We start from the raw sequence: 17,140 nt of genomic DNA on the forward strand, positions 1-17,140 counted from the left end.
CCCTCCCCAACTTCGTAAAACCGCGCAGCGGTGACACAAACCGCCGCGACAATCCGCGTACCTTTGCTCGGCTTCTGCGCAGCTCACCCGCTCCCAGCTCGTCTCGCAGCCGTCCTTTCCGTCCCTTCCGTCCTTTCGGTCCTTTTCCCATCCGCCCAGCAGCCTCTCGTTCCGCCTTCATCCTTTCGTCGGCGTTCCCCTTGCCATCCCTAGCGCCCTCCGCTTTGTTAGCTACTCTTCACTAGAAATTTTCCCCAGCAGATGCCGCCCCCCAATCAAAACCCCGAGCAGCTCGCGCGTGATCGCATCGATGCCATGCTCGAGGCCTCCGGCTGGGTGGTTCAGGACAAGAAAAAAATCCACTTTGCTGCAGGCCCCGGCATCGCCGTGCGCGAGTACCCCACAGACACCGGCCCCGCCGACTACGTGCTCTTCGTCAATCAGCAGGCCTGCGGCGTCATCGAGGCCAAGAAAGAAGACCTCGGCCAAAACATCACCACCGTCGAAGACCAGACCTCCGAATACGCGCATGCAAAGTTGAAGTGGGTCAGCAACAGCCACCCACTGCGCTTTCTCTATGAGAGCACGGGCTTGATCACCCGTTTCACAGACGGCGCAGATCCCAAGCCCCGCTCCCGTGAAGTCTTCAGCTTTCACCGCCCCGAGACGCTCCTCTCATGGCTGGAAGACGGCGCTTCCCTGCGCGCCCGGCTGGCAGCCATGCCCCTGCTCAATCCCGGCAAACTCCCCGCCGCAGCCCTCGGCCTGCGCGGCTGCCAGGAGGTCGCCGTCACCAATCTCGAAGTCTCCCTGCAAGCCGCCCGGCCCCGCGCCCTCATCCAGATGGCCACCGGCTCCGGCAAGACCTTCACCGCCATCACAGAAGTCTATCGCCTGCTAAAGTTCGGCAAGGCAAAGCGCATCCTCTTCCTGGTGGACACCAAGAACCTCGGCGAGCAGGCAGAGCAGGAGTTCATGGCTTTCACCCCCAGCGATGACAATCGCCGCTTCACCGAACTCTACACCGTCCAGCGGCTGAAGTCCTCCTTTGTGCCAAAGGACGCTCAGGTGTGCATCTGCACCATCCAGCGCCTCTATTCGATTTTGAAAGGAGAGGATCTGGACGATGCCGTGGAAGAGCTGAGTCCTGCCGAGCAGCTTACGAAGCCAAAGAAGCCCATGCCCGTCGTGTATGAGGCCAAGGTGCCTCCAGAGTTCTTCGATTTCGTCATCATCGACGAATGCCACCGCAGCATCTACAATCTGTGGCAGCAGGTGCTGGATTACTTCGATGCCTTCCTCATCGGCCTCACCGCCACACCAGACAGCCGCACCTTCGGCTTCTTCAAAAACAACGTCGTCAGCGACTACAGCCACGAAAAGGCCGTAGCAGACGGCGTGAACGTGGGAAATGAAACCTACCTCATCGAGACAGAAGTCACCGCCACCGGCACGCGTCTGGTGGCCAAGCAGCCCGTGGAGCACCGCGAGCGCGTGACGCGCAAGCGCCGCTGGGAGCAGCAGGATGAAGACGCCGCTTACACCGCCAAGCAGCTCGATGACAAGGTGGTCGTGCCAGACCAGATACGCCTCATCGTCCGCACCTTCCGCGACAAGCTCCCGGAGATCTTTCCCGGCCGCACGGAGGTGCCGAAGACGTTGGTGTTTGCCAAGACGGACTCCCATGCCGATGACATCATCCAGATCATCCGCGATGAGTTTGGCGAATCGAACGCCTTCTGCAAAAAGATCACTTACAAGGCGGAGGAAGATCCCAAGTCCGTGCTCGCCCAGTTCCGCAACGACTACCACCCCCGCATCGCGGTCACCGTGGACATGATCGCCACCGGCACGGATGTGAAGCCGCTGGAGTGCCTGCTCTTCATGCGGGACGTGAAAAGCCGGAACTACTTTGAGCAGATGAAAGGCCGCGGCACCCGCACGCTGGACATGGATGATCTGCGCAAGGTCACGCCCTCCGCCGTCTCTGCCAAGACCCACTACGTCATTGTGGATGCCATCGGCGTCACCAAGTCTCTCAAGACCGCTAGCACCCCGCTCATCACCAAGACCGGCGTTCCGCTCAAGGACCTCGCCATGGGCGTGCTCATGGGCGCGAGCGATACGGACACCGTCAGCTCCCTCGCCGGACGTCTCGCACGGCTCAATAAGCAGCTTGATAAGCACGAGCACGAGCGCATCGCGGAAAAATCCGGCGGCGTCTCCCTCAGCACCATCATCAGCAGCCTCATCGCCGCCATTGATGGAGACAATGTAGAGGCCAAGGCCTTGGAGCTTGCCGGTCAGCCCGCTGGCACCAATCCCGGAGACGCCAATCGTGACAAGGCTCAGGCGCAGCTTGTCAAAGCCGCCGCCAATGTCTTCAACGGGGAGCTCATCGAGCTCATCGACACCATCCGTCGGGACAAGGAGCAGAAGATCAATCACGACCACCAGGACACCCTCCTCAATGCTGCGTGGACGCAGGATGCGCAGGCGAAGGCCGAGGCCCTCACGCAGGAGTTTTCCCAGTGGCTGCAGGCCCACAAAGACGAACTCGCCGCCCTCACCATTTTCTACGATCAGCCCTACCGCCGTCGGGAGATCACCTTTGCCATGCTCGGGCAGGTCATGGCCACCCTTCGCTCAGACGCACCACGTCTCGCCCCGCTGCGCGTGTACCAGGCCTACCAGCATCTGGATGAGTCGAAGGCGAAGCAGCCGCTCAATGAACTGACCGCCCTCATCTCCCTGATCCGCCACGCCTGCGGGCTGGACGCGAAGCTGACCGCTTTTGACGACGTGGTGCGCAAGAACTTCCAGACCTGGATCATGGCCAAACACAATGAACCCGGCCCCAAATTTACCGAGGCACAGGTGGCCTGGCTCAATATGATCCGCGACCACATGCTGACCTCCTTCCACTTTGAACGCGATGACCTCGACATGGCCCCCTTTGACGCCCAGGGCGGCCTGGGGAAAATGTATCAGCTGTTTGGGGAGCGGATGGATGGCATTATTGAGGAATTGAATGAGGTGCTGGTGGCATGAGGTATCCGCCGCACTGGAATACCATCACCATTGGTGAATCGCTTGGCTTGATTAACGGTCGTGCATTCAAACCTAATGAATGGACAAAGGCTGGAATGCCGATCATTCGAATTCAAAATCTGAATAATCCAGAAGCACACTTCAACCATTACGAAGGGGACCTCCCGGAAAAGTTTCTGGTGCAGAATGGCGATTTGCTTTTTGCCTGGTCAGGCACTCCTGGCACATCATTTGGCGCTCACCTTTGGCGTGGTGGGAATGCTTGGTTAAACCAGCACATTTTCCGGATCACATTTTCCTCTGATCAGTTCGACAAAAAGTTTCTCCAGTTGGCGATCAACCAAAACCTCCAAGAATATGTTCGCATAGCGCATGGAGGAGCAGGCTTGGCCCACATTACGAAAAAGATGTTCGAGGCATCTGTCCTTCCGTCACCCTCCCTCGCCGAACAAAAGCGCATCGTGGCGAAGATCGAAGAGCTGTTTTCAGAACTGGACGAAGGGGTGGCGAATTTGAAGAAGGCCCGGGCGCAGTTGGCGGTGTACCGACAGGCGTTGCTCAAGCACGCCTTCGAAGGCCGCCTCACGGCTGAGTGGCGGGCGCAACATGCGGATGAACTGGAATCGGCTGAGGAGCTGCTGGAGCGTATTCGTGCAGAACGTGAAGAGCGCTATCAGCAGCAACTCAAGACATGGGAGAAGGCTTTGAAGATTTGGGAAGCCGATAGCAAAAAGGCTGACAAGCCTTCCAAACCCAGAGTGCCACTTGTTGCACAACTGCCAACGCAACAGGAACTGGATAAGCTGCCTGGCCTGCCTGCTGGATGGCACTGGATGCGGCTTGGCTCATGCAACACAGATGTCTTTGACGGTCCATTCGGCTCTCACCTGAAAACCAGCGATTATGTCGGTTCAGGAATTCGCGTGGTGCGCCTGGAAAACATTGGAGTAATGAAATTCATTGAAGAGAAGGAATCCTTCATCACTGAAGCCAAATATAGGACCCTCGTTGAGCACACGGTGGTTCCCGGGGATATTGTTTTTTCATCCTTTATCACCGAACGCACACGCGTTGCCATGGTTCCACCCACCATCGACAAAGCGGTCAACAAAGCGGACTGCTTCTGTGTCCGTTGCCAGGGCACAGTCTTGATGAACCGATACGCAACAATCGTTCTCTCAACGCGCTCGACTTTCAAGCAGCTCGAAGACGCCGTTCACGGTGTCGGAAGGCCGCGAATCAACACCACACAACTTAAAGAACTGTTGATCCCAGTGTGCTCGCCTGCGGAACAACAAGAATTGATGAACCAAGTTGATGCTCAGTTCTCGGAGATTGACGCCCTCGAGGCCGACATCGACCAAAACCTCCAGCGCGCGGAGGCTCTGCGTCAATCGATTCTGAATAAAGCCTTTGCCGGGGAGTTGGTACCGCAGGATGGGGCGGATGAGCCTGCGGCGGCACTGCTGGCGCGCATCCATGCGGAGCGTGAAGCGCAAGCAGGCAAATCTAAAACTCCCAAGACCCGTTCCAAGAAAGCATGAGCACTGATTCGATCATTTCCAAAGTCTGGGGCTTCTGCACCACCCTGCGCGACGACGGTGTGGGCTACGGCGACTACCTGGAGCAACTGACCTACCTGATCTTCCTGAAGATGGCAGACGAGTACAGCCGCCCGCCGCACAACCGGAAGATCGGTGTGCCGGAGAAGTACGCATGGCCCACAATCAAAAAGCTCAAAGGCGCGGATTTAGAAACGCACTACATGACTGTGCTGCGGGAACTGGCGAACGAGCGGGGCATCCTGGGCCAGGTCTTTACCAAGAGCCAAAACAAGATCCAAGACCCGGCCAAGCTCGCCCGCGTGGTGGAGATGGTGGACCAAACCGAGTGGGTGACGCTGGGCGCGGATGTGAAAGGAGACATCTACGAAGGCCTGCTGGAAAAGAACGCGGAAGACACCAAGAGCGGCGCGGGCCAGTACTTCACCCCGCGCGCGCTCATCCAGGTAATGGTGGAATGCCTGCGCCCGCTGCCGGAGCGCTCCATCGCGGACCCGGCCTGCGGCACCGGCGGCTTCTTCCTGGCTGCCTACGATTACCTCATCAAAAACCCGGCGCTGAACAAGGCGCAGAAGGCCTTCCTGAAGAAGGAGACCTTCTTTGGCCATGAGATCGTGGCCAACACCCGCCGCCTCTGCCTCATGAACCTGCTGCTGCACAACATCGGCGAGATCGATGGCGAAAGCTGCGTGTCCTCCACGGATGCGCTCATCGCCGACAGCGGGAAGCGCTACGACTACGTGCTGGCCAATCCCCCTTTTGGCAAGAAGAGCAGCATGACCTTCACCAACGATGAGGGGGAGGAGGAGAAGGACGATCTGGTGTACAACCGTCAGGACTTCTGGGCCACCAGCAGCAACAAGCAGCTCAACTTCCTCCAGCACATCCGCACCATGCTGAAGACCACCGGCCAAGCCGCCGTGGTGCTGCCTGACAACGTGCTCTTCGAAGGTGGCGTGGGTGAAACCGTACGCAAAAAGCTGCTGGAGAACACCGACCTCCACACCATCCTCCGCCTGCCCACCGGCATCTTCTACGCCAACGGGGTGAAGGCCAACGTGCTCTTTTTCGACAACAAGCCCGCCGCCAAAACACCGTGGACCAAGGAAGTCTGGTACTACGACTACCGCACCAACATCCACCACACCCAGAAGCGCAAACCCATGCGCGCCGAAGATCTCGCCGACTTCATCTCCTGCTACAACCCGGAGAACCGCCACAAGCGCAAAGAAACCTGGCACCCCGACAAAAACCCCGATGGCCGCTGGCGCAAATACAGCTACGCCGATCTCACCGCCCGCGACAAAACCAGCCTCGACCTCTTCTGGCTCAAAGACCAAAGCCTCGCCGACCTCGACAACCTCCCCGACCCAAAAGACCTCGGCGAGGAGATCGTCGAAAACATCGAGGCAGGGTTAAACAATTTTAGAGCCGTGCTGGCCGCGTTAGGAATTTGAGCTGAAAAATTCACCCCTTTATGAAGTCTTTACTTAAACTATTTACCGTATTCATTCTTTTTGTGATGTTGGCAAGTCCAGTATTGCCAATATTTGCCCCCGCGAGCTGGTATGAGAAGATCGAGGGATGGCTCCCAGTCAAAGAACAGGCCACTGAGCCAGCTAACTTGCCTCCAGTGCTCAACCCCGCGAAGGCTGGTCAGTTTGGCGATTTTGTAGGCGGGTTCATTGGTACATTTATCTTCAGTTTGAGTGTAGTAATAGTAACGTTGACCTATTGGAATCAAAAGGAGACGAATCAAAGAACCGCTTTTGAATCAAGGTTTTTCGAGCTTCTGAAATTTCACCGAGAAAATCTAGCCGGCGTCGAGATCGATGGCAAAAAGGGGCATCGGGCCTTCGTATCTCTGGTCCGTGAATTTCGAATGTCATTGAGCATTGTACGGTCTGCCTGCTTTAGCCTCGATATTCATTACACCCAGCGCCAGATGATTGACCTGGCTTACATGGCTTTCTATTACGGAGTAGGGCCAAACTCATCGCGTATCCTTGAGAAATCTGTTGGCAAAAACCATCCACAGAATTTGATCTCACTCGTGGTCCAAAAAATGACCACGATCCAAGAGGCCTATTCTTTGAGCAAATCTGAATCTGAACTCAGTTACTTCTGGACGATGCAGATGGCCGGCTATGAGCGTGCCAGAATCCATTACTGCCCATTCGACGGCCACCAATCGCGAATTGCACACTACTACAGGCATCTTTGGCAGATGATGAAATATGTCGAAACACATGAAAATGATGTTAAAGCTCAGGATTACGCTGGCATTGTGAGTTCTCAGATGTCAAATCATGAGCAGGCTCTGCTCTGTCTTAACTCTCTCGCTGCCATCGGGTCTGCTTGGATTGATGAAGGAGGCTGGTTCGGAAAAAAGGGATTGCTTATCAGGTATGCGCTGATCAAAAACATTCCGGAAGATTTCTTTGATCCCAGTTCCGAACTGAATCTCAAGATGGAGTTTCCTAAAATCTGTTTTGAATACGAAAGAGCTTCAAAGGTCTCTGATCCGAACCGAGACAAGGTGTCATCAGCCCAATGAAGGCCTACGCTGATTAACTCCTACCCGCGATGATTTTTGCCCCCACCTAATCAAACGCTGGCAGGACAATCAGAAACTCCGGCTTCTTCATTAGCGTTCATGTCAGCGTCCCATCAGCGGTTAAAAACCCGGAAAAATGGGGTCAGTGTGCAAATTCTTGACAAACCACCACCCTCCCAATTTCCCACCTCAGTCATTCCTCTGCCAGCTCATTCCCCTGCCATTCTCAGCGCATCCGCAAGGCCACAACCCATCCTTCACCGCCTACGGCCATCACCGCCCGGATTCCACTTCTGAATTAGCGTCATATCAGCGTCTAATCAGCGGTTAAAATCCCCCTTTTCCTCCAGCACCATCGAGTCAATGGGGCCAGCCTCAGTCATTCCTCTGCCAACTCATTCCCCTGCCATTCTCAGCGCATCCGCAACGCCACAACCCATCCGTCACCGCCAACGGCCATCACCGCCCAGATTCCAATCCCGAATCAGCGCCTCCTCAGCCGTTCAAAATCCTCCTCTTCCTCCAGCACCAGCTTAACAGCCAGGAAGGAACCCCGCAGAGCACAAGCAGCACAGATCAAAGCACTGAGCCCCTCAGCTTCAGCCTCCGCCATCCGTGTCAATCCGAGTAATCCGTGGTCAGAAATTCCGGATTCTGAATGAGCGTCTAATCAGCGGTTAAAATCCGCTTCTTCCTCCAGTCCCAGCTTCACAGCCAAGAAGGAACCCCGCAGGGCACAAGCAGCACAGATCAAAGCACTGAGCCCCTCAGCTTCAGCCTCCGCCATCCGTGTCAATCCGAGTAATCCGTGGTCAGAAATTCCGGATTCTGAATCAGCGTCATCTCAGCGTCCCATCAGCGGTTAAAAACCCGGCTCCGTTTTTTGAAGGATCGGTTTTGCGTCTTCTTCCGGCCACTCCCAATCCTCTTCAATCTCTGCAACCTCTGCTCCTTTGCCCCTCTGCGGCAAACCGAAAATCCCCACATCGCCTTCCCGGGAATGGAGTCAGCATGCAGGAGCCTGACAGGATCCCACCAATGTCGCCTCTCACTCCTTCACAAAATCCCGCATCTCATACAGCTTCGGGTCCCGCACCGGCTGTTTCCGCACAGCCTTCGCCCGCGTCAGCATCTGTGAAAACAGCGCATCCCCCGCGTCCCCTTCGTCCATCCCCCCAAACTGCTCCTCCAGTTTCTCCGGATCTTCCCCCGCCTCAAGCCGACGCACCATCTCCCGCAGTTCCGGCGGCGTCTTGTCGCCCATCATGTCCGTCATCTTCCGCATGAAATGCCCAAGCTGACGCGGATCCGGATTCTCCTCGTTCATGCTCCCCATCTCCCGCTCCATGTCCGCCATGAAGCTCTCCATCTTCGCATCATCCACCCCCGCAAACGGATCATCCCCCGACTCCTCCTTCGCCTTCCCGATCACCGCAAACGCCGACACCCGCTTCTCCATTCTCAACCCCTCCCCATCCGGGCACACCGGCACCTTGTCCCGATACGCCAGCGAACGCGCCAGGAAGGAATACAGCTTGTTGTTGTCAGGGCAGTAGAACTCGTAAATCGGCATAGGGGGTTGGAACAGGGTTCCCTTTCAACATAGCCAGCCCACTCCGCCCCTCAAGCCCCGCCATTTTGAAAGAAGGCGCACGCATGAGCAGCCGCAAAACATCCCCTGCGGTAGAATAGGCATCCTTTCCGTCCTTTCCGCGCCTTCCGTAGGCCATCCAAAGTTTGGCTCCCACCTGCGCAATTCCCCACTTGCCAGCCCCCCCATTCATCGGCACACCATCCCCCGTGCCCGCCCTCTTCACGCCCCCAGATCACTTCCGCGAACTCACCCGCGCCGAAATCTTCCCCGATCCCTCCCGCCCCCTCGAAGTCGATCTCGGCTGTGGCGATGGCACCTTCCTCACCGGCATGGCCGCCCACCACCCCGAGCGCGACTTCCTCGGCGTCGAGCGCATGCTCGGCCGCGTCATCAAAACCGGCCGCAAGATCGACACCCAGCAGCTCCCCAACGCCCGCATCATGCGCCTCGAAAGCGCCTACACCGTCGGCTGGCTCCTCCCCACCTCCGGCGTCACCCGCCTCCACCTCCTCTGCCCCGACCCCTGGCCCAAGAAAGGCCACACCGCCCGCCGCCTCGTCAACCAAAGCGAATTCCTCGACGGCCTCCATCGCATCCTCAGCGACGACGGCGGCGAATTCCTCCTCAAGACCGACGACCAGCCCTACTTCGAAGACGCCCTCGCCAGCTTCGCCACCCGCCAGCACCAGTTCAAACGCCTCGACTGGCCCGCCGACGCCTTCTTCTACCCCACCACCGACTTCGAAACCGACTGGCTCCACATGGGCCGCACCATTCACCGTGCGAGATGGCAGAAAATCGGACGTTAAAAACCGGCCATGCTCCGCCGCAGCCTCCTCCTCGCCCTCACTCTCAGCATCACCCACGCTGAAGAACCCCGCACCCGCATCGCCCTCGCCGGAGACTCCACCGTCACCGACAAAGCCGGATGGGGCGCCGCCTTCGCCAAACTCCTCCGCCCCGACGCCGAGTGCCTCAACTTCGCCGCCGGCGGCCAGAGCTCCAAAAGCTTCCGCGACACCGGCAACTGGAAAAAAGTCCTCGACTCCAAACCCGCCTACATCCTCATCCAGTTCGGCCACAACGACATGCCCGGCAAAGGCCCCAAACGCGAAACCGACCCCGCCACCACCTTCCCGCAAAACCTCACCCGCTTCATCGAAGAAGCCCGCGCCATCGGCGCCAAACCCATCCTCGTCACCTCCCTCACCCGCCGCGTTTTCGACAAGGACAAAATCCGCGGCGAACTCAAACCCTGGGCCGACGCCGCCACCAAAGTCGCCACCCAACAGCAGGTCCCCCTCGTCGACCTCTTCACGCGCAGCGTCGAGCTGCACAACAAGCTCGGAATTGCGGAATCCGACACATTCAATCCCTCGATTGTCCCCAAAAACAACGACGCCAAAACCACCGATCGCACCCATCTCAACGACCACGGAGCCCAAGTCATCGCCGCCATCATCGCCGAAGAACTCCACAAAGTGGCCCCCGATCTCGCCAAACTTTTGAAGTAGGCGTTGCCACCAAAGACGTTTATGATCGGGAAGTGAAGTCTATGCCGGGCCAGTTGTTGCGATTCAGGCGCTCTGTGGGGGCGCTTGCACTGGCATTGGCGTTGCAAATCAACGCACAAACCACCTCAAAACCCTGGGCCGAGCGCGAAACAAAGCTGGCCAATGAATACTTGTCACTTCTGGTGCAACAACCGGAATACGGACGCGTCCTGGACCTCCTTTGGTCCCTTTATGAGAAACACGACGCAACCCAGCTCCTCGTCGAAAACGTCTCCCAGCAGGCCGGGAAATCCAAGTTTGAAGCCGTCAAAATCGTCGAAGCCCACCTCATCCGCCGCAGCGGCGACCTGAAACGCGCTGCACAACTTTACGACGATTTGCTCAAGGCTGCGCCAAAGAACCTCATCCTTCTCAAATCACGAGCCGAAGTCGCCCGCGAACTCTCCGACCCCGCCACCGCGTTCGCCCTGATCAAAACCGCCGCCGAACTCACCCCGGCCAATGATCCCCAGGGCCCCCAGATGTGGATTGAACTGGGGGGACTTGCCATGGCAAGTGGAAGAAATGCAGAGGCAGCTGACGCATATGAGCGCGCAGCCAAGCTGAAGCCGCAGGACATTGACCTCGCACGCCAGGTGGCCCAGCTGCTTCTGCAGGCAGGTTTTCCAGAACGTGCCGCGAATTTCTTCTCCAAGCTGGCCGATCAAAAAGACCCCCAGCGCAAGCTCGACGCCCTCTATGATCTGGCCCGCATCTACGAACACGCCGATCAGTTTGCAAAAGCCGACAAGGCCCTCACCGACGGGCTGGCCCTGCTGCATTTCCGGGACGGTCGTTATTTTGATTTTTTCCGCAGGCGAGTGCGGCTGCATGAACGTTTTGGAACATTGGAGGATCTCCGCAAGACCTTGGTGGAAGCCGCCAAAGCCTCCCCCCCTTCAGAACAACCCCTGCTGGACGCCGCACGTTTCTTTGAACTGACCGTCGAACCCGATGAGCAGGTGCGCTGGCTGCGCGCCTTGGTCCAGGCCGTTCCACAGGTTGAAGACTACCGCTGGCAGCTCGTAAGAACCCTGCTGGATCACGAAGGTGCCTCAGAGGCTGCCAAGCTGCTCGATGAGCGCATCAAAAACGACGGCACCGACCTGCCCGCCATTGTGCTGCTGCGCTGTGAGGCAGATTTGCGCAACGGTGATGCAAACAGTGCAAAACAGCGCCTGCTGAAGCTGCTCGAAATGCAAAGCTCCACCGACGTGGAAAAGCAGGTTTTGAGTTTTGCGCAAACACGCGCGCTCGACGGAGTCATTGAAAAAATCCTGCGCTCCCGCGTGGAGCGCGATCCACAGAAAGCAGAAGCGGTCTTTGATCTGGCGGGATTTTTCCGTGCACGCCGTGATGTGGTGGCTGAGGACAAACTCCTGCACGGATTTACCGAAAGCGCTACCACTCCGGAGGAACGGCAGAAACGGCTGAGTGATGCCTCGACCTTTCTAGCGGCAAGCAACAACCTCGACAGCGCGATCATCCTGGCACGTGAAGCGGTTTCGAAATCTGGTGCAAGCCGTGGTGCCTGGCTGCATCTGGCGGAACTGCTCGCTGAGCAGGGCGAGAATGACGAGGCGGCGGAATGGATCGAAAAAGCCTGGCATGCCAGCACGACGGACGAGGAGCGCGTGGATGTGGATGAGCGCATGCTCTCGATCCTGATGGGAGACACGAAGGCGGCGGTCAAGCCGGTGACGAACGGTGAGTTCAAGCTGCCCGATGCATTTACCGGCACGGGCTTCGCAAGCGATGACACGGAAGGCACCAAACGTGAAAAGCTGCCGGAGCGGGTGCTTGAGTTCGCGCAAACAGTCATTTCCAGCGCAAGGAAGGTTGATCCCAAATCCAAAGACGCGCATGCCACGAGGTTTCGCGGTTGCTGGTGGGCGGTGCGGACGAGCCAGTTCGAAGATGCGTATCAATTGCTGAATGCTTTGGAATTTGATGCGGTAACGGAGAAAAAACAGCCGGCTTCACTGGTGGTGGAGCAGCTGAAACTGGATCTGGCGCAGGAGGATGAAAACTATGCGCTGATGGAGCGGCAGCTGCGGCGGCTCTCTGATCTGGATGCCGCTGGACGCGTGCGCTACACGCTGCGGCTGGCGGAACTGCTGATGGAGTCGGAGCGGCGGGTGGACTCGGAGACGAGCAGCCCCGGATGGAAGAGCAACAATCCCCTGCCGCCACCGGGTGTGGCTGCGGCAAAACTGCTGGAGCGTATGTATCGCGAGTTTCCAGACTCAGGGCAGCTGCTCTCGGCGCTGTCGCAGATTTATTTCCTACAACGCCGTGCGGATGATGCGCTGGCGCTGTGGAAGCAGGCGGTGAAGAGGATCGAAGGTCCGGCGGCCATCCCGCTGCTGGAGAACTATGCGGACATTCTGCTGCGGCAGCATCGCATCACGGACCACGTGGAGGTGCAGGCGCAGATTCTGGAACGTGAGACGGATGTGAAGCGGCGCCGCGAAGTGCTGAGACGCTGCATCGACCGGCTGACGTTTTCTGACGCGAGCGGCGGCGAACTGGCACCGACTGTGATGCGCGACCGGCTGAAGCTGCTGGAGCACGCACTCCTGGAGAGGGTGCAGCGGCATCCGTTTGACGGGTTTTACCATGAAGCCCTGGCTCAGGTGTACGAGCGAGGTGGCGATCATGTGAAGGCGTTCGCGAGCATGAAGCAGGCGTATTACACTGCGCCGGACACGCCGTTTTCGCTGGATCAACTGCGCGATGCAGCGCTGAAGGTGGCAGACCTGAAGTCGGCGATTTATTTCCAGAAACAGATCGCAGCAGTGGCTCCCCCCAAGGAGATCGCGGCCGAGTCGCGGCGGCTGGTGGAACTGCTGGAACAGACGTTTCAAATCACCGAGGCGGACCGCGTGCGGCGGCGCCTGGAGAGCCGGTTTGCGCAGGATGCGACAGCGCTGGAGGAGCTGGCAAAGTACTATCAAAGCTCGGGGCAGGATGAGGCGGAACGCAGGGTCTATGAGCAGATGACCCAGGTGCGCTCATGGGATGGCCGCGCACGGTTGCGCCTGGCCCTGAAGTGCCTGCGGTTTGCTGATGAAATGGAAGCGGAGAAACAGCTGCAGGCGGTGCTGGCCACGCCGGTGAAGGCCCTCAATTATCCAACCACGGGTTTTCGCGCGCCGCTACCCTTGACGGATACGCGTCGCACTGGCGGAGGCGTGACGACAGGAGATATTGTCTCGTTGCTGGATCTCGCCCCGGGTCTGGAGCGCAAGGATCTGGACACGCTGCGGGCCTTCCTTGGCCAGCCAAGGGCGGAGTTTGCCGAACTGCCTGAGGACGCGGCTCTGGTGCGACTGCGGGCGATTGAAGAACTGGCGAAACTGCGTGCCGCCCATGGTGGAGAGGCACTGAGTCAGTGGATCCAGCAATGGAGCAGCGGTGAACAAGTGAACGAAGTGGAGAAACTCTGGGCGCTGTTTTATGCGGGTGCAGGCAAGGAATTTCGCGTGGTGCTGAAGAAGGTGCTGCCGGACACCACCACGCTGGAGGCGCAGTTTGCGATGCTCTGGCTGATGCTGCACAGCCACGGAATGGATGAGGCCGTGCGCTGGGCGAGCGAGAAAGGCTGGTCGCCTGAAATGCTGAAAGCACGAGCCAGCCTGCTGCAGGCCTGCACCTCGATGCTGGTGGATGTGAACAGTTTCCGCTTCCGTCCCAGCAGCCTCGCCCAACTGGGCGCCTGCCGGGTGCTGCGCAACTCGGCCATCGTGGAACTGACCCGCAAGCTGCAGGACAAGCAACGGTATGAGGAGGCGCTGGCGCTCGGCGCCAGCCTGCCGATCAATTCACCCGAGATGGAAATGGACTACTCGCTGTTCCTCGCACGCATCGCTGAAAGCGCGGAACGCTGGGAACTGGCGCGAAAGTACCTCGATGTGGCGGTGCGCGGGCCGGTGTCCGCAGAAAACTACCGCACCACCTACGATCCCTTTTTGCTGAGCCTGTCCTCACTGAGCCGCATGACCAGCTCTGAGCAGCAACGCGGGGAGGCGCTGCAGGGTGCCTGGCGCAGGCTGCAACGGACCCAGCCTTCGGCGCTGACGGCCATTCGCAAAGCGGCAGTGGCGGGCTTGTCAGGTGCGGATCAAACAGGTGGCGAAACACTGGGCCGGTTTTTGTCCGGGCCGTTTGTCGCGCAGCGCGATATGACGGATTCCAAAGGCAGCCTGCTCCCCCAAGGATCGTCCCGTTATGAAGAGCCCCCGCATCTGCGCAGCCTGTGGGAGGAAACGCGGGAGATCGAGGCGCTGCTGGTGCAGCAGGGCATTGGCGGTGTGGTGAAGGGAGCAAACGCCGCCCTGGCCAAGCACTACGGAGCCACGATGCTGGGCCCACGCTCGGATTCGGAATTTGGCGAATGGCGCATCAATGACCTGCTGGGCGGGCTGCGCAGCGTGGACCACCCCACACGGCGGCGCCTGATCCGCGAGCATCTGGCGGCGGTTGATCTTCGCACGGAGCACTCGGTGGATACACTCGGCAACCTTGGCAGCCGCTTGGAGAGCGCAGGCTTTGTGCGTGAGGCCATCGACATTTACAGCATGCTGCCAGACCGTGCGCCGTCGAATCCGGACTATGCGCTATGGCTGCTGCGCGTGTGTGAAACTTCGATGGAGATCGAGCCGGGGCTGAGCTTCTCACTCAAGCTGCTGCTGGCGGAACCACCGCTCAAGCCACCGCAACCGGGTGATGACACCCTGCGCGAGAAGCATGCGCTGTTCCTGGCACGCAGTTTCAATGTGGATGAGCTGCGTCGTCAGGGCTTCCGCGAACAGTTTACCCAGGTGCTGGAACGCCGCCGCCCGCATGAGGTTTCCTATCTGCGTGAACTCGGCCTGCTGCAGGAACGCATGCAAAACGACCAGTCGGCGCTCTCGGCATGGGATCGTCTTCACGCCTGCTATGTGGCGAATGATCAGGCTGGCACGGACCTCGACATCGAGGCCAGCCTGCATCGCGGTCAGATCCTGCAGCGACTCGCGCAACCCCAGGCCGCACTGAAGGTGCTGCGTGAGGTGCCTCTAGCCGAGCCACTGGACCCTGTAGCGCAGGACCTGCTGAAGCTGCGCTGCCAGATCGCCACCGCTGCGGGTGCCTGGGATGATGTGCGGGATCTGATGACGCTGTGTGTCGAACGCAAATCCCTGCCCTGCGTGGTGGCGCTGGCTACGGGGCTGCGCACCCATGACCGGGCAGCCGAGGCGCTGAACCTGCTCACGCAGGCAGACCGTACGATCAAGGGCGACCACGAACGCTTCACGCTGCGGCTGGAGCAGCTCAAGGTGCTGACGGCGGCGGCAGACTGGGCGCCCGAACGCGGACGTGCGCAGATCGCCGCGCTGTTTCGCACGACGACCCGGGATCAGGAGACGCTCAAAGACATGCACGCCTGGCTCAAAGGGCTGGCCGCAGGGAAACAAGCCGCAGGCTGGGCCGCGATGCTGCGCACCGAGGCGCGGGCGGGCACGGACCGGCCGCTGGCCGCGCTGGCGTTGAGCGCCTTCACGGCGGGATTGCCCCAGGAGGCCCACGAGGATTTCATCAGCGCCTGGCAGAAGGTGGAGGAAAAAGACCGGGTCTGCATCGAGATGGCCGCTGAAGAAATGCTCAAGGCGGGCCGTGCGGCCTGGGCCTGGGACGCCTGCGAAATCGTCGCCGGCATTCCGACCTTCCGCGAGCAGGGACGCAAGCTGCCGCTGGCCGTGCGCGTGGCTCATGCCCTGCATGATGAAACGGCGGTGAAAGAACTTTTTAGTGAGACGCTGCGGCTGACCTTCCCCGGTGGCGCGCAGACCATCCAGTGGGCGCAGGCCTTTGAGGACACCGGCCATGCAGAACTCGCACATGAACTGCTGGGGGCGGCTCTGCAAAGACTGGAAGACACCGCCGCGCTGCAACCGGATCTGTTTGCCGCGCAGGCACGCTTCCTGATTCGTCAGAAGGAATTTGAAGCGGCGGAGATTTTTTTGATGCGCATGAACTGGACCATGCCCGCCGAGTCGGCAAAACTGATCTTTGAACTCTATCAAAGCTGGGGCAGACTAAGGAACATCGAAACGGAGCTGACAAAGTTCCGCCTGCCAGGAGGTGTGCAGCAGGAGATCCTGTTCCTCACCCGGCAGACGACCGCCAAAACCACGCCTCAACCATGAATGCAACCCTGCGACTTCTGATCTGCCTCAGCGCAGGTGTTGTCCTGTGCCAGTGCACCAGCAAGACCACTACGAAAAAGAAAAAGGTGGATCCATCAGAGCAAAAGCTGCTGCAGCGCACCACTTCGGGAGTGGATATGACCAAGCGCAGCCAGTATGAAAAATACATGACTGATCCCAAGCTCTCCAATGGCAGCGCAGGTTCGTATTTTCAAAAGCAGACGCATCACTCTAAAAATTTCGGCGGAAACAATTCGTTTTCCGGGCAGAAGGAGTTCAAGACCAGTCAGAGCCTGTACGGCAAATCCAAGGCCAATTTTGACATGACCTACGCACTGGGGGACAAACAGGCTCTCGACAAGAACAACACCTTTAAGGCCGATGAGTCCCGCTTTGGCAAACAGAAGGCCCGGGAAGGCGACAGCCTTTTCAGCGGCGCGGATAATGAATTCAAAACCGGCTCCGCCCTGACGCGCTCCAAAAGCACGGGCAAGGCGCCGAAGATCATCGAAAACTACAATGACCGGGGCGAAGGTAAAAAGAGCGCGTACTCCGAAGAGGAAGTGCGTAAACTCATGAACAGGAACTGAGCCCTGCTGTGGGCGTTTCAGCATGCTGGACGCGCCGCGCGT

At 58.8% G+C, this 17,140-nt stretch carries 9 protein-coding genes; 8 read left to right on the forward strand and 1 reads right to left on the reverse strand.

Annotated features, from left to right (window positions below; genetic code table 11):
• Positions 1-261: 261 nt before the first annotated feature.
• From ACILSL_RS20240 to ACILSL_RS20255, 4 genes are read left to right on the forward strand one after another with little or no spacing between them, the layout of a single operon-like run.
• Positions 262-3,051, forward strand: coding sequence for a DEAD/DEAH box helicase family protein (locus ACILSL_RS20240; protein WP_395733877.1), 2,790 nt, complete (start codon positions 262-264; stop codon positions 3,049-3,051).
• On the forward strand, positions 3,048-4,595 hold the full coding sequence (locus ACILSL_RS20245) for a restriction endonuclease subunit S (protein ID WP_395733878.1): 1,548 nt from the start codon (positions 3,048-3,050) through the stop codon (positions 4,593-4,595). The genes ACILSL_RS20240 and ACILSL_RS20245 overlap by 4 nt, the downstream gene beginning before the upstream one ends.
• Positions 4,592-6,070 (forward strand): N-6 DNA methylase, encoded by a 1,479-nt coding sequence (locus ACILSL_RS20250; protein ID WP_395733879.1) that lies wholly within the window; start codon positions 4,592-4,594, stop codon positions 6,068-6,070. The genes ACILSL_RS20245 and ACILSL_RS20250 overlap by 4 nt, the downstream gene beginning before the upstream one ends.
• 20 nt (positions 6,071-6,090) lie before the next feature.
• A complete protein-coding gene (locus ACILSL_RS20255) occupies positions 6,091-7,170 on the forward strand; it encodes a putative phage abortive infection protein (RefSeq protein ID WP_395733880.1) in 1,080 nt (359 codons plus the stop codon).
• A 1,048-nt stretch (positions 7,171-8,218) separates the two neighbouring features.
• Here ACILSL_RS20255 and ACILSL_RS20260 read toward each other — a convergent pair.
• Positions 8,219-8,743, reverse strand: a complete 525-nt coding sequence (locus ACILSL_RS20260) for a cytochrome C (protein WP_395733881.1) — start codon at positions 8,741-8,743, stop codon at positions 8,219-8,221.
• 191 nt (positions 8,744-8,934) lie between these two features.
• Here ACILSL_RS20260 and ACILSL_RS20265 point away from each other — a divergent pair, with 191 nt between their 5' ends.
• The 4 genes from ACILSL_RS20265 (at position 8,935) to ACILSL_RS20280 (ending at position 17,098) form a co-directional block, all read left to right on the forward strand.
• The gene (locus tag ACILSL_RS20265; protein WP_395733882.1) at positions 8,935-9,573 is read left to right on the forward strand and encodes a tRNA (guanine(46)-N(7))-methyltransferase TrmB; all 639 of its coding nucleotides are present in this window, start codon (positions 8,935-8,937) and stop codon (positions 9,571-9,573) included.
• A 9-nt stretch (positions 9,574-9,582) separates the two neighbouring features.
• On the forward strand, positions 9,583-10,278 hold the full coding sequence (locus ACILSL_RS20270) for a rhamnogalacturonan acetylesterase (protein ID WP_395733883.1): 696 nt from the start codon (positions 9,583-9,585) through the stop codon (positions 10,276-10,278).
• A gap of 182 nt (positions 10,279-10,460) precedes the next feature.
• Entirely contained in the window at positions 10,461-16,508 is a 6,048-nt protein-coding gene (locus ACILSL_RS20275; protein ID WP_395733884.1) for a tetratricopeptide repeat protein, read from the forward strand.
• Positions 16,505-17,098, forward strand: a complete 594-nt coding sequence (locus ACILSL_RS20280) for a hypothetical protein (protein ID WP_395733885.1) — start codon at positions 16,505-16,507, stop codon at positions 17,096-17,098. Before ACILSL_RS20275 ends, ACILSL_RS20280 begins: the two co-directional genes overlap by 4 nt.
• Positions 17,099-17,140 lie beyond the last annotated feature (42 nt).

The sequence above is a fragment of the Prosthecobacter sp. genome (assembly GCF_044222345.1).
GTDB lineage: Bacteria > Verrucomicrobiota > Verrucomicrobiia > Verrucomicrobiales > Verrucomicrobiaceae > Prosthecobacter.

Excerpts from the sequence above, each read along its gene's own strand:
- ACILSL_RS20240 (WP_395733877.1), top strand. The coding sequence starts at position 262 with ATGCCGCCCCCCAATCAAAACCCCGAGCAGCTCGCGCGTGATCGCATC.
- ACILSL_RS20245 (WP_395733878.1), top strand. The coding sequence starts at position 3,048 with ATGAGGTATCCGCCGCACTGGAATACCATCACCATTGGTGAATCGCTT.
- ACILSL_RS20250 (WP_395733879.1), top strand. The coding sequence starts at position 4,592 with ATGAGCACTGATTCGATCATTTCCAAAGTCTGGGGCTTCTGCACCACC.
- ACILSL_RS20255 (WP_395733880.1), top strand. The coding sequence starts at position 6,091 with ATGAAGTCTTTACTTAAACTATTTACCGTATTCATTCTTTTTGTGATG.
- ACILSL_RS20260 (WP_395733881.1), bottom strand. The coding sequence starts at position 8,743 with ATGCCGATTTACGAGTTCTACTGCCCTGACAACAACAAGCTGTATTCC.
- ACILSL_RS20270 (WP_395733883.1), top strand. The coding sequence starts at position 9,583 with ATGCTCCGCCGCAGCCTCCTCCTCGCCCTCACTCTCAGCATCACCCAC.
- ACILSL_RS20280 (WP_395733885.1), top strand. The coding sequence starts at position 16,505 with ATGAATGCAACCCTGCGACTTCTGATCTGCCTCAGCGCAGGTGTTGTC.